Below are 22,736 nucleotides of genomic sequence, written 5' to 3'. Positions count from 1 at the left end.
AAAGCCGTAAGCAAGACGGAATGCGACATACCGTGGCGTAAATCGTGCGTCGCAACTGGACCAGTCGGGTCGACGCTCAGAGCAGGTCGCGCGGGATCGTCTCTTCGAAATCGCGTTCGAAAACCAGCGTTTCGCCCTCATAGGCTTCGATTCTGGCGCTGACGATGAAGTTTTGCGCATCGCAGCGCATTTCAGCCGACGTCTCGGTGCGCACCGACCATCCGTTTCGCGACAAGGTCTGCGTCCAGTGCGTGCGGCCCGAGGCAGACAGCGGGTCGTCGGGGTGGATCGTCCAGCTCTCGCGGGCAATGCTGCCATTGGCCAGTCCATGCGCGAGATCGCGCACTTCTCCGAAATCATCCGTGATCGACAGCGTGACGATGCCGGTCTTCTCATCGCGATCGACGTGACGCTCGGAATTCGCTGCACGAACTGTCGCGGTTGCCCAGGGTGTTGCGCCTTCGGGAGACTGGAACGAGGTCTCGTCGGCTTTTGCGAGCGGGCGCAGCGGCAGCCTCAGCGTCGCCGCTGAAAGGTCGAGCCGCACCGGCTCCGGCGACGGCCAGATCATCGGCCAGTAAGCATTGGAAACCGCGATGCGCAGGCGGTGTCCGGCCGGCACGCGGTAGGCGCACTGGTCGAGAATAACGCGCGCCGAAACCGTTTCGCCCGGCACCAGCGCTTGCGGCTGTTCGTGCGAAGAACGATGCGTCAGGTTGAGCACGCCGTAGGAGATCAGTTCCGAGGCGCCGTCGGGGTGCACGTCGCACAGTCGAACCGCGATGTTCGCCTGCGGGCGATCGGACGACACCCGGATGAGAAGCTCCGGCGCGCCGACGATGTCGAGTGTCTCGGCAAGCACAGGCTGATCGAAGCAGACGGACAGCGCATCGTCCGGGCGCTGGTCGCCCGGCAGTTCCGGGCCAAAGGTGAAGGGAAAATATTCGCCGCCGGCGAGCCCGCAGCTTTGCGGGGTCGCCACGATCGCCGGCCTGACGCCGTCAGCAATGAGTTCGATCGCCCCGACCTTGATGTTGGGAGACGGCCATTCCTGTTCGGCCACCCAACGGCCCGGCCGCTCCGGGTGCCAGCGCGCCGGCCGCACACTGTCCATGACATAGGCGCGGTAGTCCGGGTCGGCCTCGACGCCGGTGTCGACGCCCTTCAACCAGCTGTCCCACCAGCGCAACGCCTCCTGCAGGAAGCCGATGGCGGGTTTGGGTTCGGCATAATGCGGGTATTTGTGGATCCATGGCCCGACAATGCCCTTCACCGGCGCCTGGATGTTGGTGACCAGATGCGAAATCGTGTTGCGGTAGCCGTCATGCCAGCCGCCGATCGACAGCACGGCGGCTTTGACCGCGGAGAAATCCTCGCAGATCGAACCGCGTTTCCAATAGGCGTCGCGATGCTGATGGCTGAGCCAGAGCGGCAGAAGGAAAGACTGGTTCTCCAGCCGCGTCAGCCAGAGGTCGCGCCAGCGGTTGTCGCCCGCAATCAGCGGATCCGGCGGTCGCGACGAATAGGACAACATGGTCGAGGCCCAGCCGAAATTTTCCGTCAAAAGGCAGCCGCCCTTGTAGTGGATGTCATCGGCGTAGCGGTCGACGGTCGAGCACAGGCTGATCACCGCCTTCAGCGCCGGCGGCTGCTTGGCCGCCACCTGCAGGCAGTTGAAGCCACCCCAGGAAATGCCCATCATGCCGACACTGCCGTTGCACCAGGGCTGTGCTGCCGCCCAGGCAATCACATCGCAGGCGTCCTGCAATTCCTGCTCGGAATATTCGTCGTCCATCAGACCTTCGGAATCGCCATTGCCGCGCATGTCGACGCGGATCGAGGCGTAGCCGTGGCCGGCAAAATAGGGATGCGTCAGCTGATCGCGAAAGATGGTGCCGTCGCGCTTGCGGTAGGGCAGGTGCTCGAGGATCGCCGGCACCGGATCGCTGCTGGCGTCCTCCGGCATCCAAACCCGCGCCGACAGCCGGCAACCATCCGGCATGACGATGCCCATATCGGGGAATTCGACGACCTTGCGGGGAAATTCGGTGATGGTTTTCATGCGATGCTCCAGGATGTCAGTGACGCATGGAGCGGGCATGTCATGAAGTCAAACGGGCGACGGCCGGTGTCGCCGCGACGACGCCACGATATGTAGCCCGATTGTTTTGCCCTGATGTTGCAGGATTATAATTAATGTATTACATTTATTAACTGAACCCAACGTGATGAGGATTTCGCCTGAAAATCGTTTGGGATGAGCCAAAGCGCGTGACGAACCTGGACAGCCGGGTCTCGATTTTGCCGAACTCGATATTGAGTTTTTTTTGCGACTTCAACCGTCCTTCCAGCCAAGGCCGACCGGTTCAAGGCGATTGGCGAATTCGGAGAGATCATCCTGGCCGTGATTTTCAAGCCGCTTGGTTCGGAGGCGATTTCGGTGATCTCGATGCGCCGTGCCAGCCGAAAGGAAAGGTCAGTATATGAACAATCCTAAATCGCGTGTTCGACCGCTTACCGATGCGGAGGAAGGGGAAATTCAAAGACAAATTGTTGATGATCCCGACGATGCGGAGACGACAGACGAACAGTTGGCGCAAGCCAGGCCTTTCGCGGAAGTGTTTCCAGAACTTTTCGAGAGCATAAGGCGTGCTCGTGGCCGGCCAGCCGTGGAGAAGCCTAAGCAAGTCGTGTCCATCCGTCTGGATCAGGATGTCATCAGTAAATTCAAGGCGACCGGCAAGGGCTGGCAGGCCAGGATCAACGAGGTGCTGAAAAACGCGAAGGTAGGCTAGGCAATCCGCGTCAGTTCAGCGGAATGTCGTTTTCGGCCTTGCGCGCCTGATAAGCGCCGGACAGTTCGTCGTAGCGGGCGGAAATATTGCCGATCCTTGCCTCAAGCCGGCCGCGCTCGGCCTCGGGCAGCGCCCGCACCAGCCTGCGAATGGAAAAACTCTTCCAATAAGCGTTCTCGGCATTGTAACCGCCGGGATCAAGAGTGAAGACCTCTTTCAGGATTTTCAGATCGTGCGGGATCGCAAAGCTGTCGCGTGAATCCTCGTGGCTGAAGAGGTAGTAGAAATTGTCGAAGCCGGTCCAGGTGATCGCCGACAGGCAGAGCGAGCAGGGCTCATGCGTGGCGATGAAGATGGCGTCCTTGGTGTCGACGCGCTCGGCTTTCGGCATTTCATAGAAACGCTTCAGGCAGTGCACCTCGCCATGCCAGAGCGGATTTTCCATCTCGTTGTTGGTTTCGGCCAGCACCAGCGAGCGGTCGCCCTTCCGCAGGATGGCGGCGCCGAACAGCTTGTTCCCATGGGCCACGCCCTCTGCCGTTTTCGGCACGATGTCGTGCTCGATGACATCGAGCAGGCGGTCGATCAGCGATATGTCGGTCATTTCTCAGGTCTCGTTGGGGAGATGGATTTCGTAGGGGTGCGAGAAATGGAACTCTTCGAGGTTGGAGCCGTCACCGCTGCGGTCGACGATGACGAAATCCTGCGCTTCACCGAGTGGTGTCAGCACGCCGTGCCAGAGATTGCGCGGATAGTTGACGCCTTGCCCGGGTGCGGTGATGAAGGCATGCGGCTCGCGCGGACCGTCCTTGCCGTCATGGCAGACGACGACCAGGAAAGGCCGCGGTGACAGCGGGATGAACGCCTGGCTGCCTAAGGGATGGCGCTCGACCATGGTCAGCTTCAGCGGCAGGTCGTAAGGCGTGCCGCGCGCCATCGAGATCAGCACGCAGGCATTCGGTCCCGCGGCTTCAGCGGTGGCGAGATTGTGGTAGCGCTCGGTCTTGCCGCCATTGATCGGGTAGTGATTGTCGCCGCCCATGTCGATGACATCGCCGAAGCCGGCAAAGCTTTCGCGGGTCAGCGGCCGCGCTGTGATGCGGGTCACCGCGCGCGACCGCCAATGCCCGCCCCGCCGAGCTTGGCGTGCCGGTTGACGTCCTTGTAAAGGAGATAGCGGAATTTGCCTGGGCCGCCCGCGTAGCAGGCCTGCGGGCAGAAGGCGCGCAGCCACATGAAGTCGCCGGCCTCGACCTCGACCCAGTCCTGGTTGAGGCGGTAGACCGCCTTGCCTTCCAAGACATAGAGCCCGTGCTCCATGACATGCGTCTCGGCAAACGGGATGACGGCGCCAGGCTCGAGCGTAACGATGGTGACATGCATGTCGTGGCGCATGTCGGCTGGATCGACGAAACGGGTCGTCGCCCAGCGACCCTCGGTGCCGGGCATCGGCGTCGGCGTCATTTGCTGGTCACTGCTGAACAGGACTTCCGGCGCGTCGATGCCGTCGGCGGCCTCATAGGCCTTCCTGATCCAGTGGAAGCGTACGGCGTCGCGACCTTCGTTGCGCACCGTCCAGCCGCTGTCCGGCGGCAGGAAGGCAAAACCGCCGGCTTGCAGCACGTGCTTCTTGCCGGCCAGCGAAACGGTCAACTCGCCCTCAACCACGAACAGCACGCCCTCGGCGCCGGCGTCCGGCTCGGGCCGGTCGCTGCCGCCGCCGGGCAGGACCTCGACGATGTACTGCGAAAATGTCTCGGCGAAACCCGAAAGCGGCCTGGCGATGATCCAGGCCCTGGTCTCGTCCCAGAACGGCAGTGGGCTGGTGACGATGTCCTGCATCACTCCCTTCGGTATGACGGCATAGGCCTCGGTGAAGACGGCGCGGCCGGTCAAAAGCTCATTTTGGCCGGGATGGCCGCCATGCGGTGCATAATAGGTTTTCTGGTCAGTCTTGATCATATCCATTGGGTCCTGACCCCTCAGTCATTTCATTAGAGCGGGAGCATGTCTTTCAGGCGGAGCAGCGCGATGCGCTCGACCTGTTTGCAGGCGGTATCGAGTTCTACGCCACGGCTGTTGCCGATGCGCGCCTCGAACTCGGCGAGGATCTCCTCCTTGGTCTTGCCCCGCACCGCGATGATGAAGGGAAAGCCGAAGGTGGTGACGTAAGCGGCGTTGAGCTTGGAAAACAGCTCGCGCTCCTTGTCGGTCAGCGCGTCGAGGCCGGCGGAGGCCTGCTCGCGTGTGGATTCCGCAGTGAGGCGTCTCGCTTCGGCCAGTTTGCCAGCGAGATCGGGATGGGCGTTGAGGACGCCGATCCGCTCGGTTTCGCTGGCGGCGCGGAAGACGCGGCAGAGCGCATTGTGCAGGCCGCCGGCGCTGTCATGCGCCGGCCCAAGCTCCAGCTCATAGGCACGTTCGGCGATCCAGGGCGAATGTTCGAACACGCCGCCGAAAGTGTCGACGAAGGTTTCGAACTCCATCTTCGACGGCTTGAGCGCCGCTGGCTGGTAGGGGTGGTTCTCCTGCCAGTGCCTGGCGATATCGATGCGCCGCGCCAGCCAGACCTTGTCGTGCGATCTGACATAGTCGACGAAGCGCTTCAGCGCCGCCACCCGCCCGGGACGTCCGACGAGGCGGCAATGCAGGCCGATATTCATCATCCGCGGCCGGCCCGCTTTGCCCTCGACATAGAGCGTGTCGAAACTGTCCTTCAAATAGGCGAAGAACTGGTCGCCGGAATTGAATCCCTGCGGCGTGGCGAAACGCATGTCGTTGGCATCGAGCGTGTAGGGGATGACGAGTTGCGCGCCGCCGCTGTGCTCGAACCAGTAGGGCAGTTCGTCGTCATAAGTGTCCGACACATAGTCGAAGCCGCCCTCTTCGGCCACCAACCGCACCGTATTGACCGAGGTGCGGCCGGTGTACCAGCCGGTCGGCCGTTGGCCCGTCACCTCGTAATGCAGCTTGATCGCCGCTTCGAGGTCGTGGCGTTCATCTTCCGGTGCATGATCGCGGTAATCGATCCATTTCAGCCCGTGCGAGGCCATTTCCCAGCCGGCCTCCTGCATCGCCGCCACCTGGTCGGGCGACCGGGCTAATGCTGAGGCGACCCCGTAGCAGGTCACCGGCACTTGCGCCTCGCTGAACAGGCGCAGCAGCCGCCAGAAGCCTGCCCGCGCGCCATATTCGTAGATCGATTCCATGTTCCAGTGGCGCTGGCCGACCCAGGGCGCGGCGCCGACGATTTCCGACAGGAAGGCTTCCGAGGCCTTGTCGCCGTGCAGCACGCAGTTCTCGCCGCCTTCCTCGTAGTTGACGACGAATTGGACGGCCACATGCGCACCGCCCGGCCATTTCGGATCCGGCGGATTGGCTCCGTAGCCGCGCATGTCTCTAGAGTAACGCATTGCCCCTCCCCGCCGGACGCTGCCGGAAGTTATGATCAGGATAGTCGAAAGGGTTGCTCGCGCATTCCCCCGAAATTTTTGAAAGTGTTTTTGTGCCACTCCGCTCGACCGGGACTTATGCATCGCCTTTAATTGGCGCACAATTCACTGCTTTGTTCGGCTGTATCGGAAATGGGAGGCGCCAGTGGCAGAAACGTCGAGAGCCGATGGCGGACGTCTGACGACGCATGTGCTCGACACCGCGACCGGCAAGCCGGCGGCGGGCCTGTCGATCGCGCTTTATCATCTTGAGAGCGACGCGCGGATACATTTGAAGACCATCGTCACAAATGCCGACGGCCGCTGCGATGCGCCGCTGCTGGCAGGAGCGGAATTCCGCCTCGGCGAGTACGAACTGGTGTTCGCCGCCGGTGACTATCTACGCGGCCAGGGCACCAAACTGCCGGAACCGGCCTTCCTCGACAGTGTGCCGATCCGCTTCGGCATGGCGGAATCCGTGCATTATCACGTGCCGTTGCTTATCTCTCCTTATGGCTACTCGACCTACAGGGGGAGCTGACGCATGGCCAAGATCACAATACGCAACGAGATCCGCTTCATCCTCAATGGCAGGGATGTCGCGCTGTCGTCGGTGGCGCCCGACGCGACCTTGCTCGACTGGCTGCGGCTCGACCGCTCGCTGCGCGGCACCAAGGAAGGCTGCGCCGAGGGCGATTGCGGCGCCTGCACGGTCCTGGTCGGAAAATTGTCCGCCGGCAAGCTGGTTTATGAAAGCGTCAACGCCTGCATCCGTTTCCTCGGTTCGCTCGACGGCACCCATGTCGTCACCGTCGAGCATCTGCGCGGCGCGCCTGGCCAATTGCATCCGGTGCAGCAGGCGATGGTCGATTTCCACGCTTCGCAATGCGGCTTCTGCACGCCGGGCTTCGTCATGTCGCTCTACGGCTTGTGGATGAAGTCGCCGGACCCGTCGAATGCGGCGATCGAGAAGGCCTTGCAAGGCAATCTTTGCCGCTGCACCGGCTATGAGGCAATCATGCGCGCCGCGCGTGCCATCTCCAGCTACGGCAAGGCGGCGAAGGATCCGCTGGCGGCCGAGCGCAAGGCGATCACCGCCAGGCTCGAGGCTATGCATGACGGTGCCCGCGTCGAAATCGGCGCCGGCAAGCTGAGGTTGGTCGTCCCGGCCAACGCCGATGATTTCGCCGCTGTACTGGATAAGGAACCCGACGCCACTGTTGTCGCCGGCTCGACCGACGTCGGCCTGTGGGTCACCAAGCACATGCGCGACATCTTACCGGTAGTCTTCATCGGCAATCTCGAGGGGCTGTGCGCGATCTCCGAAGACAATGACGTCATCACCATCGGAGCCGGCGTTACCTACACCGACGCCTTCGCGACACTGGCCAAGCGCATCCCCGCGCTCGGGCCATTGTTCGACCGCATCGGCGGCGAACAGGTACGAAACATGGGCACCATCGGCGGCAACATCGCCAATGGCTCGCCGATCGGCGACACGCCGCCGCCCCTGATCGCGCTTGGTGCGCAACTGACGCTGCGCCGCGGCAAGAAGCGGCGCACCATCGCGCTCGAGGATTTCTTCATCGCCTATGGCAAGCAGGACCGGCAGCCAGGCGAATTCGTCGAGGCCGTGCACGTTCCCGTGCCGGCCAAGGGCACGAAGTTTGCCGTCTACAAGATCACCAAGCGCCGCGACGAGGACATCACCGCAGCCCTTGGCGCCTTTTTCCTCGACTTGGCCAAGGACGGAACCGTGGCCGATATATGCATCGCCTATGGCGGCATGGCGGCAACCCCGAAGCGGGCTTTCGGTGTCGAAAAAGCGCTGCTCGGCAAGCCGTGGACGGAGACGACGGTGGAAGCGGCCATGGCTGAATATGCCGGCGATTTCACCCCGCTCACCGATATGCGGGCATCGGCCGAATACCGGGCGCTGGCAGCCAGGAACCTGCTGCTGCGCTTTTTTGCCGAAACCAGCGGCAGCAAGGCGCCGTTCCAGGTGTCGCGCAACGAGGCGGCCTGATGAACAAGCACGCCTCTCCAGATCTCAAGGCGCAGAAGATTTCCGGTGGCGTCGCCGCCGACCAGCGCCACGATTCCGCGCACAAGCATGTCAGCGGCAGCGCGGTCTATATCGACGATATGCCGGAACCGGCGGGCATGCTGCATGGCTGCCTCGGCCTGTCCACGGCGACGCATGCGACGATCAGCAAAATGGATCTGTCGGCGGTGCGCGCGGCGCCGGGCGTCGTCGACGTGCTGACGGCCAAGGACGTTCCGGGCGAAAATGACATCTCGCCGACCGGCCGCCACGACGAGCCGGTGCTGGCCGACGACAAGGTGCAGTTTTATGGTCAGCCGATCTTCTGCGTTATTGCCAAGACGCGCGAACAGGCGCGCCGCGCCACCCGGCTGGCCAAGATAGAATACAGTCCATTGCCTTTCGTCACCGACATTGGCGACCTCGACCCCCGCAAGGACAAGCTGGTCACGCCGCCACTGACCTTGAAGCGCGGCGATGCCGCCGCCGCGATCAAGGCGGCGCCGCGCCGGCTGAAGGGCAAGATGCGCATTGGCGGCCAGGAGCATTTCTATCTGGAAGGCCATATCGCCGTGGCCATTCCCGGCGAGGACCAGGACGTCACCATCTATTGCTCGACCCAGCATCCGAGCGAAGTGCAGCATATGGTCAGCCATGTGCTGGGCGTGCCGAGCAATGCCATCACGGTGGAAATCCGCCGTATGGGCGGTGGCTTCGGCGGGAAGGAGACGCAAGGCAACCAGTTTGCGGCATTGGCGGCGATCGCCGCCAAGAAACACCATCGCGCGGTCAAGATCCGGCCCGACCGTGACGACGACATGATTGCCACCGGCAAGCGCCATGACTTCCTCGTCGACTACGAAGTAGGTTTCGACGACGCCGGCAACATTCTTGGCGTCGACTTCATGTTCGCGGCGCGTTGCGGCTTTTCATCGGACCTGTCCGGCCCGGTCACCGACCGCGCGCTGTTCCATTGCGACAACACCTATTTCTGGCCGGCGGTGCATGCGCAATCGGCGCCGCTTTACACCAACACCGTGTCGAACACGGCGTTTCGCGGCTTCGGCGGCCCGCAAGGGATGGTCGGTGCCGAACGCGTCATCGACGAGGTTGCCTTTGCCGTCGGCAAGGACCCGCTCGAAATCCGCAAGCAGAATTTTTATGGCACCAGTGGTGATAAGGACGGGGGCCGCAACGTCACCCCGTATCACCAGACGGTCGAGGACAACATCATCCACCGCATCGTCGCCGAGCTGGAGGCGAGCGCCGACTATGCGGGGCGCCGCCGCATCATCCAGGCCTTCAACGCCAACAGCCGCTTCATCAAGCGCGGCCTGGCGCTGACGCCGGTCAAATTCGGCATCTCTTTCACGGCCACCCACTACAACCAGGCCGGCGCGCTGGTGCATGTCTACACCGACGGTTCGGTGCATCTGAATCACGGCGGCACCGAGATGGGGCAAGGCCTCTACGTCAAGGTGGCGCAGGTGGTGGCGGAAGAGTTCCAGATCGACCTCGACCAGGTCAAGATCACCGCGACGACCACCGGCAAGGTGCCCAACACTTCGGCCACCGCGGCGTCGTCCGGCACCGACCTCAACGGCATGGCGGCGCAGAACGGCGCCCGCCAGATCAAGGAACGGCTGACCGACTTCGCCGCCGAAAAATACCAGGTGCCGCGCGAGCAGGTGCTTTTCCTGCCCAACCGGGTGCGCATCGGCAACCAGGAGATCGCCTTCACCGACCTCGTCAAGCAGGCCTATATGGCCCGCATCCAACTGTCGGCGGCGGGTTTTTACAAGACGCCGAAAATCCACTGGAACCGTGACAAGGGCGAGGGCCGTCCGTTCTATTATTTCGCCTATGGCGCCTCGTGCTCGGAAGTCTCGGTCGACACGCTGACCGGCGAATATGTCGTCGAGCGCACCGACATATTGCATGAAACCGGCCGCTCGCTGAACCGCGCCATCGATCTCGGCCAGATCGAGGGCGGCTTCATCCAGGGCATGGGCTGGCTGACGACGGAGGAGCTGTGGTGGGACGACAAGGGCCGGCTGCGCACGCATGCGCCGTCGACTTATAAGATCCCGCTCGCGTCCGACCGGCCGAAGATATTCAACGTCACGCTGGCCGACTGGCCGGAGGCCAACGAGCCGACGGTGCACCGTTCCAAGGCGGTCGGCGAACCGCCCTTCCCGCTCGGCATGTCTGTGCTGCATGCGCTGTCGGACGCGGTGGCAAGTGTGGCCGATCATAAGGTCTGTCCGCGTCTCGACGCTCCTGCAACACCAGAACGGGTGCTGATGGCGATCGAACGGCTGAAGGGTGAAGCCAAGAACAGCGCCTGACTCTGACCTGGATTCTGGCAAAACGTGCAATTCAGACTGAAAAACTCTATATTTCCCATACGGGAATGCGAAATATGAACTCGAAAGTGCAAAGCCTCAGAGCTTTTCTCGCCAGCGCCGGCCGGCTTACTCTGGTCGAAGTGGCCGGCACCAAAGGCTCGACCCCGCGCGAGAAGGGCGCCTTCATGCTCGTATCGCAGGCGGCGATTTTTGGCACGATCGGCGGCGGTCAGCTCGAGTACATGGCGATCGACAAGGCGAGGCAGATGGTGGGGTCTTCACCCTCCCCCTTGTGGGGAGGGTCGGCCGGCGAAGCCGGCCGGGGTGGGGGTGCGGACGATCGTGCCAAGCCACCCCGTTTCGCTGACGCCGCCACACGGCGTCCGCTCACCGACCCTCCCCACAAGGGGGAGGGTAAAGAAGCCCGCATCGGCTTCGACGAAGTTTGCGCCACGCTTGACGTGCCGCTAGGCCCCGAGATCGGCCAGTGCTGCGGCGGGCGCGTCGAAGTCTTGATCCGTATCGTCGATGCCGCGCTTACTGCCGAGCTGATCGCGGCCGCAGAAGCCGAGGAAGCCCACCTGCCGCATGTCTATATCTTCGGCGGCGGCCATGTCGGCCAGGCGCTGGCCGCGACGGTAGCACTTCTTCCCGTGCATGGCGTCGTCATTGAGACGCGGGCCGAAGCGCTGGAAGGTATGCCGGAGACGGTCGAGAGGCGGCTGACGCCGATGCCCGAGGCCGAGGTGCGAAACGCTCCCGCCGGCACCGCCTTCGCCATCCTCACCCACGACCATGCGCTGGATTTCCTCATCGTCGCCGAGGCGCTGAAGCGCGACGACGCGGCCTATGTCGGCATGATCGGCTCGAAAACCAAGAGAGCGACGTTCAGGAACTGGTTCCTGAAATCGGCGGATGGCACGGAGGCTGAGTTCGCCCGCCTCGTCTCCCCGATCGGCGGCGACGCCGTCAGGGACAAGCGCCCGCCGGTGATCGCGGCGCTCGCTGCAGCCGAGATCGTGACGGCACTGGTCGTTCACAACACCGCGCCGAATGCCGACCATGAAGTCAAGCACAAGATGATGGCCGGCTAAGCTTCGGCGCGGCTAAGCAGGCCGCTTCAGGCCAAGATGATCTCGCAAGGTGCTGCCTTCGTATTCCCGACGGATCAGTCCGCGCCGCTGCAGTTCCGGCACCACCAGCGTGGCAAAGGCATCGAGCTCGCCGGGGAAGTATGACGGCATGACGTTGAAGCCGTCCGCGCCGCCGCCCTCGAACCGCGCCTGCAATTCGTCAGCGATCTGCGCCGGCGTGCCGACGATACGCCAATGGCCACGTGCGCCGGCGAAATGGCGCGCAAGCTGGCGGATCGACAGGCCGTCGCGGCGCGATTGTTCGATGACCAGCGCCTGGCGGCTTTTCATGCCCTCGGTCTCCGGCAGCTCGGGCATCGGTCCGTGGATCGGATAGCTCCCGAGATCGGAGATGCTGAGATAGCTGGACAGCAGCGCCACGCCGACATCGTCAGGGATCAGCGCCTGCAATTCCTCCTGTTTCTCCCGCGCTTCGGCCTCGGTTTCCGCCACCACCGGGGAGACGCCGGGCATGATCTTGATGTCGTCGGGTTCCCGCCCATAGGCCGCCATACGGCCCTTGAGGTCGTCGTAAAAGGCCTTGGCTTCCTCGAGGGTCTGCGCCGCCGTGAACACCACGTCGGCCGTGCGTGCGGCAAGGTCGCGGCCGACATCCGAGGCGCCGGCCTGCACCATCACCGGCGCGCCCTGCGGCGAGCGCGGCAGGTCGAGCGGGTCGCGCACCGAAAAGCTCTGGCCGTTGTGACAGTGAAAGCCACTGCCTTGCCAAAGTCCCGATACCACCTCGGCGAATTCGCGCGCCCGCTCGTAGCGGTCGGCATGGGGTTTCAGGCCCGTCGCGCCGAAATTGGCGGCTTCGATGGGGCTGGCCGACGTCACCAGGTTCCAGCCAGCCCGGCCACCACTCAGATGATCGAGCGACAGAAAGGTGCGCGCCAGCCCATAGGGCTCGTTGTAGCTGGTCGAGGCCGTCGAAACGAGGCCGATGCGGCTGGTCTGGACGGCGAGCGCGGACAGCAGGCTGATCGGCTCGAAGCCGATCGAGCGTGAGGTCTGGCTGGCGATGCCGACATTGGCTTCGCGCAGGCCGGCGGCGTCCTCGCAGAACACCATGTCGAACTTCGCCGCTTCCGCCGTGCGCGCCAGCCGGATGTAATGATCGATGTCGATGCCTGCCGTGACATGCGCCTTGGGGTGACGCCAGGCGGCGATGTGGTGGCCCGTCGCCCACAGGAAGGCGCCAAGCTTCATCTGGCGGGTCATTGCGCTCCTCCGGCAAGTCTGAGATGCGAGCGCAAGGTGGTGCCGGGATAATCCGGGCGGACGAGGCTGCGGCGCTGCAATTCCGGCAGCACGCGGCCGATGAAACCGTCAATCGCGGCAGGCGGTATTGCGATGTTGAACCCGTCGCAGCTTTGCGAGCTGAACAATGTTTCGAGCGCGTTAGCAGCGACATCTGCGCCAACGTTCAGCAGCAGCTTGACCGCACCCGGATCGCGTCCGCAGGCCACAACGCGGCGCTTGAGATCGTCATGGCGCGCCTTGGCGTCCTCTGTGGGTCTGTCCAGCAGGACGACATCGGCGGTGCGGGCGGCGATATCCAGGTCGGCCTCGGACAGGCCGGGCAGCACCAGCACCGGCGTATCCTGCGGCGAGCGCGCGACGTTCAGCGGCCCGCGCACGGAGAAAAATTCGCCTTTGTGGTCGAGCAGGTGCATTTTTTCGGGATCGTGGAAGCGGCCGCCGGCCTTGTCGAACAGCAGCGCGCCGGCATCCCAGCCCTGCCACAGGCGCTGAACGATGCCGATGTATTCCTGCGTGCGGCGGCGGAACACATCGTCGGAAAATCCATCCGGCCGGCTGAAATTGGCGGCTTCCCGTGGCGCCTGCGCCATGGTCGCGTGCCAGCCGGCGCGGCCATGGCTGATGATGTCGAGCGAAGCAAAACGGCGCGCCAGATTGTACGGCTGGTGAGCCACCGTCGAGGCTGCAGCGACAAGGCCGATCCGACTTGTCACCGTCGCCAGCGCCGCCAGCAAGGTCGTCGCTTCGAAAGAACTCGACCCGGCGCTGTTCGGCGCGGAATCATCGAGGACAATCATGTCCAGCCCCGCCGCTTCCGCTTGCTTGGCAAAGCCGGCCAGGTCGCTGAACCCGAGCGGCTGCCCGGAAGTAATGTTGAGCGAAACGGCAAGATGCATTGTGGCTTGCTGGTCAGTCGGCATGGGACCATCGATCATAGGGCGGCGTATGCGAACCTAAGGTCACCTGCTTGTAAGACAACCCTGGCGACTGGGCCAACAGCCCCTCACTTGCCGGCCAGCAAATCCTTGATCAGCCGCTGGCAACGCTCGGCCATGAAGTCGAGCAACAGCCGCACCTTCGGGTCCTGCAGCTTCTTGTGCGGATAGACGGCGGCGAACTGCACCGGCGTTGGCGGCGTGCTGGCCAGGATGACCTGCAGCCGCCGGTCGCGGATGAAGGGTTCGACCTCGAAGCGCGGCTTGTTGATGATGCCGCGGCCCGACAGCGCCCAGCCGGTCAGCACATCGCCATCGTCGGTGTCGTAGGGGCCGTGCACCTCGAATTTCTGCGGGCCGGACGGCGTCTGCAGGGTCCAGACATATTCGCGCGCCCCAGAATAGCGCAGCATCAGGCAGTCGTGCTTCTTGCCGATCAGCTCCTGTGGCTCCATCGGCTCGCCGCGCGCTTCGAGATATTTCGGTGCCGCCACCAGCACGCGTTCACATTCCATGATGCCGCGCATCCGCAGGCTGGAATCCTCGATGATGCCGAGCTTGAAGGCGACGTCGATGCCTTCCTTCATGATGTCGATATTGTGGTCGGAGAGCCTCAGCCGCACCTCGATATCGGGGTATTTGTCGTGGAAATCCGGAATGCCCGACGCCACGAGCCGCCGTCCAAGGCCGAGCGGTGCGGTCACCTTGATGGTGCCGCGCGGCTGGCCGGAAAGAGCCGAGACCGCGGCTTCCGCCTCGGTGATCGCCTCCAGCACCTGCTTGGCGCCGGAGTAGAACACCGTGCCATGCTCCGTCGGCATCAATTGCCGTGTGGTGCGGTTGAACAGCCGCACGCCGAGGTGTTTTTCCAGCTCCTTGATGCGGTTGGAGGCGACCGCCGGCGAAATGCGCATGTCGCGGCCCGCCGCCGAGAGATTGCCAAGCTCGACGACGCGGACGAAGACGGCGATGTTGTCGAGATAGGCCATTCGTGGCTCTTTATGTGGCGGCGTACGTGGTCAGCCTAGTATTTTCCATTTTTTTTTGAAAGTCATCGTACACCTCGCCTCTTTTCGTTTGCGCCCCACACCGTAAAGTCAGCCGATCGGCAGGACGATTTCACATGATGGATTTCGCGATTTTCTGGGACTGGCTGAGTTTCGCCGTGCGCTGGCTGCACGTCGTCACCGGCATCGCCTGGATCGGCTCGTCCTTCTATTTCGTCGCGCTCGACCTTGGCCTGCGCCAGCGCCCCGGCATGCCGGTCGGCGCATTCGGCGAGGAATGGCAGGTGCATGGCGGCGGCTTCTACCACGTCCAGAAATATCTGGTGGCGCCGGCCGAAATGCCGGAACACCTGACCTGGTTCAAGTGGGAATCCTACGCCACCTGGCTGTCCGGCTTCGCCATGCTGTGCGTGGTCTACTATGCCGGCGCCGATTTGTTCCTGATCGACCCCAATGTGCTGCCGATGTCGGTGCCGGTCGGCATCCTTTTGTCGATGGCCACCATCGGCGTCGGCTGGGTAGTCTACGATCTGCTCTGCCGCTCGCCGCTCGGCAAAAGTGACACCGGACTGATGCTGGTGCTCTACGGCGTGCTGGTGTTCATCGCATGGGGTCTGACGCATCTGTTCACCGGCCGCGCCGCTTTCCTGCATCTCGGCGCCATCACCGCCACGATCATGTCGGCCAATGTCTTCATGGTGATCATTCCAAACCAGAAGATCGTCGTCGCCGACCTGATTGCCGGCCGCAAGCCCGACCCGAAATACGGCAAGATCGCCAAGCAGCGCTCGCTGCACAACAATTACCTGACGCTGCCCGTGCTGTTCCTGATGCTGTCGAACCACTATCCGCTGGCGTTTGCGACGGAGTTCAACTGGGTCATCGCCTCGCTGGTGTTCATCATCGGCGTCTTGATCCGGCACTATTTCAACACCGTGCATAAGCGTGCCGGCAACCCCCACTGGACCTGGATGGCGGCTGCGGTGCTATTCGTCATCATCATGTGGCTGTCGACAGCGCCGAAAATACTGACCGGCGAGCCCAAGGCATCCGCCGCGGCCGAAGTCTATATCGCCTCGTCGCATTTCCCGGCGGTGCGCGACACCGTGCTTGGCCGCTGCTCGATGTGCCATACGGCCGAGCCGGTCTATGAAGGCATCTACCATGCGCCGAAGGGCGTGATGCTCGACACCGACGCCAGCATTGCCGAGCATGCGCGTGAAATCTATTTGCAGGCCGGGCGCAGCCACGCCATGCCGCCCGCCAACGTCACCCAGATCAGCGACAAGGAAAGGGCGCTGCTGGTCGCCTGGTTCGAAGGCGCAGGGAAATAAGCATGACTTCGACACTTCTGCGCGGCCGCACGCTGAGCTTTTTGCGCTTGCCCGAAGCCATCACCGACCATGCCGCCTGGCGCTATGAGGAGGATGGCGGCCTGCTGATCCGCGATGGCCGAATCGTTGCCGCCGGCGCCTACGCTGATGTGGAAAGGCAGGCTGGCGACGGTGCGAAAAAGATCGATCATCGGCCGCATCTGTTGCTGCCAGGCTTCATCGACGCGCACGCGCATTTTCCGCAGATGCAGGTCATCGCCTCCTATGGCGCCGAACTGCTCGACTGGCTGAACACCTACACCTTTCCCGAAGAGACCAAATTCGCAAATGCCCAGCACGGCCGCCGCATCGCGCGGCTGTTTTTGGATGAAATGGTGCGCCACGGCACGACGACGATCGCCGCGTATTGCTCGGTGCACAAGGCCTCGGCCGAGGCGTTCTTTGCCGAATCGCACGCGCGCGGCATGCTCAACATTGCCGGCAAGGTGATGATGGACCGCAACGCGCCGGCAGGCGTGCTCGACACACCGCAATCGGGCTATGACGACACCAAGGCGCTGATTGCGGAATGGCACGGCAAGGGCCGCCAGCTTTATGCGATCACGCCGCGCTTCGCCATCACCTCTTCGCCCGAACAGTTGGAGATGGCCGGCGCGCTCTGCCGCGAGCATCCCGATCTGCATATGCAGACGCATCTGTCGGAAAACCACGCCGAAATCGCCTTCACGCAAAAACTCTATCCGCAGGCGCGCGACTACACCGATGTCTACGAGCAGTATGGCCTGCTGGGGCCAAAGAGCCTGTTCGGCCACTGCATCCATCTCTCGGAACGCGAGGCCGATGCGCTGTCGGACAGCGGCTCGGTGGCGGTGTTCTGCCCGACCTCGAACCTGTTCCTCGGCTCCGGCCTGTTCGATTACCAGCGCTTTCGGCGCCGCGACAAGCCGCTGCGCATCGCCGCGGCCAGCGATGTCGGCGGCGGCACCAACTATTCGATGCTGCGCACCATGGACGAGGGCTACAAGGTGATTGCGCTGAATGGCGAAAAGCTGAACCCGTTCCAGTCCTTCTGGCAATTAACACGTGGCAATGCCGAGGCGCTGTCTGTGGCGGACAAGGTCGGCACGCTGGATGAAGGCACCGACGCGGACATCACCGTGCTCGACGCCCGCGCCACGCCGGCGATGCGGCTGAGGATGGAGACTGTGGAGACGCTGGCGGAGGAGCTGTTCCTGCTGCAGACATTGGGCGACGACCGCGCGGTGCGCGAGGTCTATGTTGCGGGGCGGCCGGCCAAGATCGATATGATCGTGGGGTAGGACCCATCATCCGCGCGGGACAAGATGATGATTCCGCCTGGTTGCCAAGTGGTTCCCCCACTCCGTCGCCGCTTCGCGGCGCCAACTCTCCCCCTCCGGAGGGAGAGGAAGGGAGCCTTTGCTTCGGAGGACGGGCGCCGGTTCGGACAGCTTGGCGCCCTTCCTCTACCCCGTCGATCGGGGGAGAGGTGTCGAGAGAAGCTCGACGGAGTGGGGGGCGACCCTGGCGGGGCAAGACCACCACCGCGACGAGACCTTGACCGGGCGGAGCTTGTCGTACACACGATTTGTGACTGACTTCGGAGAACAAAATGGCCGCTGCCGACGACATCGCTCTGATCCAGAAACAGGAAGAGACACTGGTCTTCCCGGCCTTCGACGAGGCCGTCGCGTTCAAGATCGGCGCGGCGATCCGAGAGCGGGCGCTGGCCGAAAAGCTGCCCATCATTGTCGATATCAGGCTGTGGGATCGGCCGCTGTTCTATGCCGCGCTGCCGGGTTCGAACGCCTCCAACCCCGATTGGGCTCGACGCAAGATCAATGTGGTCAAGCGCTACCTCAGGAGCACCTATCGCCTGGTGCTGGAACAGCAGCGACCGGACCGCACCTTCAAGGTCGGCGAGGGGCTGGATATTGCTGATTACGTACTGGCCGGCGGCGGGTTTCCGGTGACTGTAAAGGGGGCTGGCGTGATCGGCGTCATCGCCGTCTCCGGCCTGCCGGAACGCCAGGACCACGGCGTCGTCGTCGATGCACTGTGCGATCATCTCGGCGTTGATCGGACACAATTGGCGCTGCCGCCGGAAGATAAATCGTGACGCTAGCGCTGCCCCTCATCCGCCTGCCGGCACCTTCTCCCCGTATAGTGACGGGGAGAAGAGAAGCACCCCAACGCCGGCGAACCCCTCTCCCCGTCTCTATACGGGGAGAGGGTAAGGGTGAGGGGCGGCGCCGGCTTTTCGGAAGCTCGCAAACCGCGGATGGCGGCCAATTATGACCGTGCTCGACCCAAAATCCTTTCTCATCTCGATCTTCAATGCCGCTATTGCCGCTGCCGATCCTGAACGGACCATCCGGAATCATCTGCCGGCGAGGCCCAGTGGCCGCACCATCGTCATCGGCGCCGGCAAGGGATCGGCGCAGATGGCGGCGGCATTCGAGAAGGTGTGGGACGGGCCGATCGAAGGGCTGGTCGTCACCCGCTACGGCTATGGCGCCAGATGCGAGCGCATCGAAATCATCGAGGCGGCACATCCGGTACCGGACGCTGCCGGTCTTGAGGCGTCGCGGCGCCTGCTCGAAAAGGTGCAAGGGCTGACTGCGGACGACCTGGTAGTGGCGCTGATATCGGGCGGAGGATCGGCGCTGCTGCCGTCGCCTGCCCCCGGCCTGACGCTCGCCGACGAAATCGCCGTCAACGAGGCGCTGCTTGCCTCCGGCGCGCCGATTGCGGCGATGAACACAATCCGCAAGCATCTCTCGACCATCAAGGGCGGCCGGCTGGCAGCTGCCGCCTGGCCGGCCAAACTGGTATCACTGGTTGTCTCTGACATTCCCGGCGACAACCCGGCGCTGGTGGCCTCCGGCCCGACCGTGCCCGACTCCGGCAACCGGGCGGATGCGCTGGCCTCGATAGCGGCCTACGGCATAAAACTGCCCGACGCCGTCATGGCGCACATCAACTCGCCAGAGGCCGATGCGCCAGATCCGGATGACCAGCGCTTTTCACGCAATGAAGTGCACCTGATCGCCTCGGCTGGCGTGTCGCTGGAAGCGGCAGCCGCTGAGGCAAAACGGCAAGGCATCGAAGCCGTCATCCTCTCCGATTCCATCGAGGGCGAGGCGCGCGAGGTCGGTGGCGTGCATGCAGCCATTGCGCGCGAAGTGGCGACGCGCAACCGGCCGTTCCAAAAGCCGGTGCTGATCCTGTCCGGCGGCGAGACGACCGTGACGTTGCGGGCCCCTGTTGACGGAAAAAGGGGCAAGGGCGGCCGCAACTCCGAATTCCTGCTCGCCTTTGCCATCGGTATCAGCGGCGCGGAAGGTATTCATGCACTGGCCGCCGATACCGACGGCATCGATGGCTCTGAAGACAATGCCGGCGCCTTTGCCGATGGCTCGACTGTCTCGCGCATGCGTGCCGCCGGCGTCGACGCCAAGGCGATGCTGGCCGGCAACAATGCCTGGACGGCGTTCAACGCGATCGGCGATCTGTTCGTGCCGGGGCCGACGGGTACGAATGTGAATGATCTGAGGGCAATTCTAATCAGTTAATTCGGCCGTGGCGGCCGAAGTTTCCAACGTTGGATTCACGACCGTAGGTGATTGGCTGAAGCCACTCAGCTTCGTCGCTGAGGCTTTCGCTCATCTCACGACCCCATCAGCCGCTTCACCTCTTTCATATCCTTTAGGAACCGCTCGCGCTCAGCCTCCTTGTCTGTCGGCTCGTGAATGCGCAGGATAAAGGACGGGTGGATGGTGATGAACACGCGCAAGCCATCCTCGCGTTCGATCACCTGGCCGCGCATTTTCGTCACAGCAATGGCCTTGCCCAGCAGCGACAACGCCGCCGTTGCCCCAAGCGCCACGGCGAGGTCCGGCTTGATCAGCTCAAGCTCCCGGCCGATCCACCAGCGGCAGGCCTGGACTTCGCCGGTATTTGGCTTCGAGTGGATGCGGCGCTTGCCGCGCGGCTCGAACTTGAAGTGCTTGACGGCGTTGGTGACGTAGACTTTTTGCCGGTCGACGCCTGCGTCATCGAGAATTGCATCGAACACTTTGCCCGCTGGCCCGACAAAAGGTTTGCCGGCGAGATCTTCCTGATCGCCAGGTTGTTCGCCGACGAAGACCACTTTGGCGTCATCCGGCCCCTCGCCGAACACGGTCTGTGTCGCGTCGCGCCAGAGCGGACAGCGACGACAACCCTTTGCAGCCTCGCGCAAATCGGAAATCGTCTTGGCATCGTCTTCATCCGGCGCCTCGGCCGGCTCGGGCTTCGGCCAATGTCTTGCCTGCAGCTTGGCGTGGTGCGGCGCCGGCGTTGTCGGCAGTCTGGCAATCATATCCCTGGCGGCCTCGTCCGCTCCTGCGATCAGATCTGGAATGAGCGAGGCCTCGGGAAGGTTCCGCCAATATTTCTTCGGCATCTCCTTCTGCATCGCCTTCACCTTGAGCCGCGCCGGGTTGAAGATGTTTTCGAAATAGGTCAGCCACAACGCCTCGGTGTCGTCCTGATCGGGTGCATCGCCCTTGGCCGCACCCGGCCCGATCGCCAGCCTTTCGCCGTTCCAGTCGGCGGAGGCATAGGGCGTCAGGATGGTCCAGCGCATGCCGGTGAACCGCCGGACGAAGAAATCCGCGTTGCGCTCGACAATGAAATGCTCCGGCTCGAACCAGGCGACGTAGCGCTCGTTCTCGCCGTCGCCGATCTTCCGGAAGCGTACGAAGGCATGCATCTTATGGCTGTCGCGCCGCACCGCCTTTTCCATGGCTTCGAGCCGCCTGGTGTCGGGATCGGATGCGATCGCCAGCAGTTTCGGCTCGGTGCGCAGGCGCCAAAGCATCCAGTAGAGAAAGGCAAACCGGCCGGGGTCGGAGTGGCAGAAGGCGGTTTCGGCATGGGCGATGAACTCGCGCGGGACGGTAAGCTGCGCGCCCTCTGGCACCGCCGGCAAGGCATCTCGAGGATCATTGGCGTCGGACCCGACACCCCAACTAATATCCTCAGGCCGGACCTCATTCAGCGTCAGACGCCGTGCCGCATCGCGCCAACCGACGAAATCGGTCTGGCTCGCTAGCCGGACAGTGTATCGGGCAAGGTCGAGCTGGGCCGGCTGCATGGTCAAAACAGCGACAGTTGTTCGCAGGACTTCACGATCGTATCGCGCAGGCCTGTCTTGTCGGTGAGTCCGCCCGGCGACCAGCCTTCGGCGATGATGAAGGGCCTCAGCTTGGCGATCGAATGGCAGATCCGTCCGACATCTTCCAGCCGCATACGTCGGTGGCGGCGGGTTTCAAGGATCTTCGCCACCACCTTGGTGCCCAGACCCGGAACCCGCAGCAGCGCTTCCCGATCGGCGCGGTTGATGTCGACGGGAAACCTCGCCCGATTGCGCAAAGCCCAGGCGAGCTTGGGGTCAATGGCGAGATCGAGCATGCCGTCGCTGCTGCCGGCGAGGATTTCCGGCTGCGAAAAGCCGTAGAAGCGCATCAGCCAGTCGGCCTGATAGAGCCGGTGCTCGCGCATCAGCGGCGGTTTCTGGAGCGGCAGCGACGATGACGAATCCGGGATCGGGCTGAAGGCGGAGTAATAGACGCGCCGCAGATGGTAGCTGCCATAGAGCCGCGCACTGGAGTGCAAGATACCGTCGTCGGATGTCTTGTCGGCGCCGACGATCATCTGCGTCGACTGACCTCCGGGCGCAAAGCGTTCGCGCTTCTTGGTCCGCAACGTCGGCTCGGCCTTTTCCTCCATCTTCCGGCGCAGGTTCGCCATGGAAAGCCGGATCGTTTGCGGCTTCTTCTCCGGCGCTAGTTTCTTCACGCCCTCATCGGTCGGCAGTTCGACATTGATAGACAGCCGGTCGGCGTAGAGCCCGGCCTGCTCGACCAGTTCGGCCGAGCTTTCCGGAATGGTCTTCAGATGAATATAGCCGGAGAATTTTTCGTCCAGCCGCAGCCGCCGCGCCACTTCCACCATTTCGGCCATGGTCTCGTCGGGCGAACGGATGACGCCGGAGGACAGGAACAGGCCTTCGATGTAGTTGCGCCGATAAAAGTCCATGGTCAGCTTCACCACCTCGTCGATGCTAAAGCGGGCGCGGCGCACATTCGATGACGAGCGGTTGATGCAGTAGCTGCAATCGTAAATGCAGAAATTGGTGAGCAGGATTTTCAGGAGCGAAATGCAGCGGCCATCCGGCGCGTAGGAATGGCAGATGCCCATGCCTTCTGTGGAGCCGATACCGCCGGATTGGAGCGAATCCTTCTTCGCCGAGCCGGACGAAGCACAGGAGGCGTCGTATTTGGCGGCGTCAGACAGGATTGCCAGCTTTTCACGGACGGTGGGCGCGCTCATCTGTTCATGATATGTTCTTGAAGGCTGCAGCGCCACCTCATTTGATG

General features: G+C 63.2%; 19 protein-coding genes and 1 pseudogene. 10 read left to right on the top strand and 10 right to left on the bottom strand.

All coding sequences use genetic code 11. The features are described from left to right. Positions 1-76: 76 nt before the first annotated feature. Entirely contained in the window at positions 77-2,062 is a 1,986-nt protein-coding gene (locus NKK52_RS27355; RefSeq protein ID WP_023683486.1) for a CocE/NonD family hydrolase, read from the bottom strand. A 179-nt stretch (positions 2,063-2,241) separates the two neighbouring features. Here NKK52_RS27355 and NKK52_RS27350 point away from each other — a divergent pair. Then, a pseudogene (locus tag NKK52_RS27350) lies at positions 2,242-2,497 on the top strand (BrnT family toxin). Beyond that, complete coding sequence (locus NKK52_RS27345) at positions 2,484-2,795, top strand: BrnA antitoxin family protein (RefSeq protein WP_023683487.1); 312 nt, start codon at positions 2,484-2,486, stop codon at positions 2,793-2,795. Before NKK52_RS27350 ends, NKK52_RS27345 begins: the two are co-directional and overlap by 14 nt. Before the next feature lie 10 nt (positions 2,796-2,805). Here NKK52_RS27345 and NKK52_RS27340 read toward each other — a convergent pair whose 3' ends face one another. From NKK52_RS27340 to puuE, 4 genes are read right to left on the bottom strand one after another with little or no spacing between them, the layout of a single operon-like run. Next, on the bottom strand, positions 2,806-3,399 hold the full coding sequence (locus NKK52_RS27340; protein ID WP_023683488.1) for a nucleoside deaminase: 594 nt from the start codon (positions 3,397-3,399) through the stop codon (positions 2,806-2,808). 3 nt (positions 3,400-3,402) lie between these two features. Then, complete coding sequence (locus tag NKK52_RS27335) at positions 3,403-3,903, bottom strand: ureidoglycolate lyase (protein ID WP_023683489.1); 501 nt, start codon at positions 3,901-3,903, stop codon at positions 3,403-3,405. After that, positions 3,900-4,757, bottom strand: a complete 858-nt coding sequence (locus tag NKK52_RS27330; protein ID WP_502895707.1) for a bifunctional allantoicase/(S)-ureidoglycine aminohydrolase — start codon at positions 4,755-4,757, stop codon at positions 3,900-3,902. Before NKK52_RS27330 ends, NKK52_RS27335 begins: the two co-directional genes overlap by 4 nt. 32 nt (positions 4,758-4,789) lie before the next feature. Next, positions 4,790-6,208 (bottom strand): allantoinase PuuE, encoded by a 1,419-nt coding sequence (puuE, locus tag NKK52_RS27325; RefSeq protein ID WP_023683491.1) that lies wholly within the window; start codon positions 6,206-6,208, stop codon positions 4,790-4,792. Positions 6,209-6,392: 184 nt separating this feature from the next. Here puuE and uraH point away from each other — a divergent pair, with 184 nt between their 5' ends. The 4 genes from uraH (at position 6,393) to xdhC (ending at position 11,712) form a co-directional block, all read left to right on the top strand. Further along, positions 6,393-6,767 (top strand): hydroxyisourate hydrolase, encoded by a 375-nt coding sequence (gene uraH, locus NKK52_RS27320; RefSeq protein ID WP_023683492.1) that lies wholly within the window; start codon positions 6,393-6,395, stop codon positions 6,765-6,767. A gap of 3 nt (positions 6,768-6,770) precedes the next feature. Further along, complete coding sequence (gene xdhA / locus NKK52_RS27315) at positions 6,771-8,252, top strand: xanthine dehydrogenase small subunit (protein ID WP_023683493.1); 1,482 nt, start codon at positions 6,771-6,773, stop codon at positions 8,250-8,252. Further along, positions 8,252-10,618 (top strand): xanthine dehydrogenase molybdopterin binding subunit, encoded by a 2,367-nt coding sequence (xdhB, locus tag NKK52_RS27310; RefSeq protein WP_023683494.1) that lies wholly within the window; start codon positions 8,252-8,254, stop codon positions 10,616-10,618. Before xdhA ends, xdhB begins: the two co-directional genes overlap by 1 nt. A gap of 74 nt (positions 10,619-10,692) precedes the next feature. Next, complete coding sequence (gene xdhC / locus NKK52_RS27305) at positions 10,693-11,712, top strand: xanthine dehydrogenase accessory protein XdhC (RefSeq protein ID WP_023683495.1); 1,020 nt, start codon at positions 10,693-10,695, stop codon at positions 11,710-11,712. A 12-nt stretch (positions 11,713-11,724) separates the two neighbouring features. On the opposite strand, the gene NKK52_RS27300 is transcribed toward xdhC, so the two are convergent. The 3 genes from NKK52_RS27300 to NKK52_RS27290 form a co-directional block, all read right to left on the bottom strand. Further along, positions 11,725-12,975: an LLM class flavin-dependent oxidoreductase gene (locus NKK52_RS27300; protein ID WP_023683496.1), complete on the bottom strand. Its 1,251-nt coding sequence runs from the start codon at positions 12,973-12,975 to the stop codon at positions 11,725-11,727. Then, positions 12,972-13,913: an LLM class flavin-dependent oxidoreductase gene (locus NKK52_RS27295; RefSeq protein WP_023683497.1), complete on the bottom strand. Its 942-nt coding sequence runs from the start codon at positions 13,911-13,913 to the stop codon at positions 12,972-12,974. The genes NKK52_RS27300 and NKK52_RS27295 overlap by 4 nt, the downstream gene beginning before the upstream one ends. A 107-nt stretch (positions 13,914-14,020) precedes the next feature. Next, the gene (locus tag NKK52_RS27290; RefSeq protein ID WP_023683498.1) at positions 14,021-14,941 is read right to left on the bottom strand and encodes a LysR family transcriptional regulator; all 921 of its coding nucleotides are present in this window, start codon (positions 14,939-14,941) and stop codon (positions 14,021-14,023) included. 134 nt (positions 14,942-15,075) lie between these two features. On the opposite strand from NKK52_RS27290, the gene NKK52_RS27285 reads away from it, so the two are divergent. The 4 genes from NKK52_RS27285 to NKK52_RS27270 all read left to right on the top strand — a co-directional run bounded on the left by NKK52_RS27285 (position 15,076) and on the right by NKK52_RS27270 (position 19,886). Continuing rightward, the gene (locus tag NKK52_RS27285) at positions 15,076-16,293 is read left to right on the top strand and encodes a urate hydroxylase PuuD (RefSeq protein WP_023683499.1); all 1,218 of its coding nucleotides are present in this window, start codon (positions 15,076-15,078) and stop codon (positions 16,291-16,293) included. 2 nt (positions 16,294-16,295) lie between these two features. Continuing rightward, positions 16,296-17,612, top strand: coding sequence for a guanine deaminase (gene guaD, locus NKK52_RS27280; RefSeq protein ID WP_023683500.1), 1,317 nt, complete (start codon positions 16,296-16,298; stop codon positions 17,610-17,612). Between the two features lie 311 nt (positions 17,613-17,923). Next, the gene (locus tag NKK52_RS27275; RefSeq protein ID WP_023683501.1) at positions 17,924-18,430 is read left to right on the top strand and encodes a heme-degrading domain-containing protein; all 507 of its coding nucleotides are present in this window, start codon (positions 17,924-17,926) and stop codon (positions 18,428-18,430) included. A gap of 175 nt (positions 18,431-18,605) precedes the next feature. Continuing rightward, the gene (locus NKK52_RS27270; RefSeq protein WP_023683502.1) at positions 18,606-19,886 is read left to right on the top strand and encodes a glycerate kinase type-2 family protein; all 1,281 of its coding nucleotides are present in this window, start codon (positions 18,606-18,608) and stop codon (positions 19,884-19,886) included. 95 nt (positions 19,887-19,981) lie between these two features. Here NKK52_RS27270 and NKK52_RS27265 read toward each other — a convergent pair whose 3' ends face one another. Then, on the bottom strand, positions 19,982-21,451 hold the full coding sequence (locus NKK52_RS27265) for a UdgX family uracil-DNA binding protein (protein ID WP_023683503.1): 1,470 nt from the start codon (positions 21,449-21,451) through the stop codon (positions 19,982-19,984). Between the two features lie 2 nt (positions 21,452-21,453). Further along, positions 21,454-22,689, bottom strand: a complete 1,236-nt coding sequence (locus NKK52_RS27260; RefSeq protein WP_023683504.1) for a putative DNA modification/repair radical SAM protein — start codon at positions 22,687-22,689, stop codon at positions 21,454-21,456. Positions 22,690-22,736 lie beyond the last annotated feature (47 nt).

The sequence above is a fragment of the Mesorhizobium sp. C277A genome (assembly GCF_040324395.1).
In the GTDB taxonomy this organism is placed as follows: Bacteria; Pseudomonadota; Alphaproteobacteria; order Rhizobiales; family Rhizobiaceae; genus Mesorhizobium.
The sequence above is the reverse complement of the archived record's forward strand: the minus strand, read 5'-3'. Positions and strand labels throughout refer to the sequence as shown.

Excerpts from the sequence above, each read along its gene's own strand:
- xdhB (WP_023683494.1), top strand. The coding sequence starts at position 8,252 with ATGAACAAGCACGCCTCTCCAGATCTCAAGGCGCAGAAGATTTCCGGT.
- guaD (WP_023683500.1), top strand. The coding sequence starts at position 16,296 with ATGACTTCGACACTTCTGCGCGGCCGCACGCTGAGCTTTTTGCGCTTG.
- xdhA (WP_023683493.1), top strand. The coding sequence starts at position 6,771 with ATGGCCAAGATCACAATACGCAACGAGATCCGCTTCATCCTCAATGGC.
- NKK52_RS27355 (WP_023683486.1), bottom strand. The coding sequence starts at position 2,062 with ATGAAAACCATCACCGAATTTCCCCGCAAGGTCGTCGAATTCCCCGAT.
- NKK52_RS27285 (WP_023683499.1), top strand. The coding sequence starts at position 15,076 with ATGATGGATTTCGCGATTTTCTGGGACTGGCTGAGTTTCGCCGTGCGC.
- NKK52_RS27275 (WP_023683501.1), top strand. The coding sequence starts at position 17,924 with ATGGCCGCTGCCGACGACATCGCTCTGATCCAGAAACAGGAAGAGACA.
- NKK52_RS27265 (WP_023683503.1), bottom strand. The coding sequence starts at position 21,451 with ATGCAGCCGGCCCAGCTCGACCTTGCCCGATACACTGTCCGGCTAGCG.
- NKK52_RS27290 (WP_023683498.1), bottom strand. The coding sequence starts at position 14,941 with ATGGCCTATCTCGACAACATCGCCGTCTTCGTCCGCGTCGTCGAGCTT.
- NKK52_RS27340 (WP_023683488.1), bottom strand. The coding sequence starts at position 3,399 with ATGACCGACATATCGCTGATCGACCGCCTGCTCGATGTCATCGAGCAC.
- NKK52_RS27300 (WP_023683496.1), bottom strand. The coding sequence starts at position 12,975 with ATGACCCGCCAGATGAAGCTTGGCGCCTTCCTGTGGGCGACGGGCCAC.
- xdhC (WP_023683495.1), top strand. The coding sequence starts at position 10,693 with ATGAACTCGAAAGTGCAAAGCCTCAGAGCTTTTCTCGCCAGCGCCGGC.
- NKK52_RS27260 (WP_023683504.1), bottom strand. The coding sequence starts at position 22,689 with ATGAGCGCGCCCACCGTCCGTGAAAAGCTGGCAATCCTGTCTGACGCC.
- NKK52_RS27345 (WP_023683487.1), top strand. The coding sequence starts at position 2,484 with ATGAACAATCCTAAATCGCGTGTTCGACCGCTTACCGATGCGGAGGAA.
- puuE (WP_023683491.1), bottom strand. The coding sequence starts at position 6,208 with ATGCGTTACTCTAGAGACATGCGCGGCTACGGAGCCAATCCGCCGGAT.
- NKK52_RS27270 (WP_023683502.1), top strand. The coding sequence starts at position 18,606 with ATGACCGTGCTCGACCCAAAATCCTTTCTCATCTCGATCTTCAATGCC.
- NKK52_RS27330 (WP_502895707.1), bottom strand. The coding sequence starts at position 4,757 with ATGATCAAGACTGACCAGAAAACCTATTATGCACCGCATGGCGGCCAT.
- NKK52_RS27295 (WP_023683497.1), bottom strand. The coding sequence starts at position 13,913 with ATGCATCTTGCCGTTTCGCTCAACATTACTTCCGGGCAGCCGCTCGGG.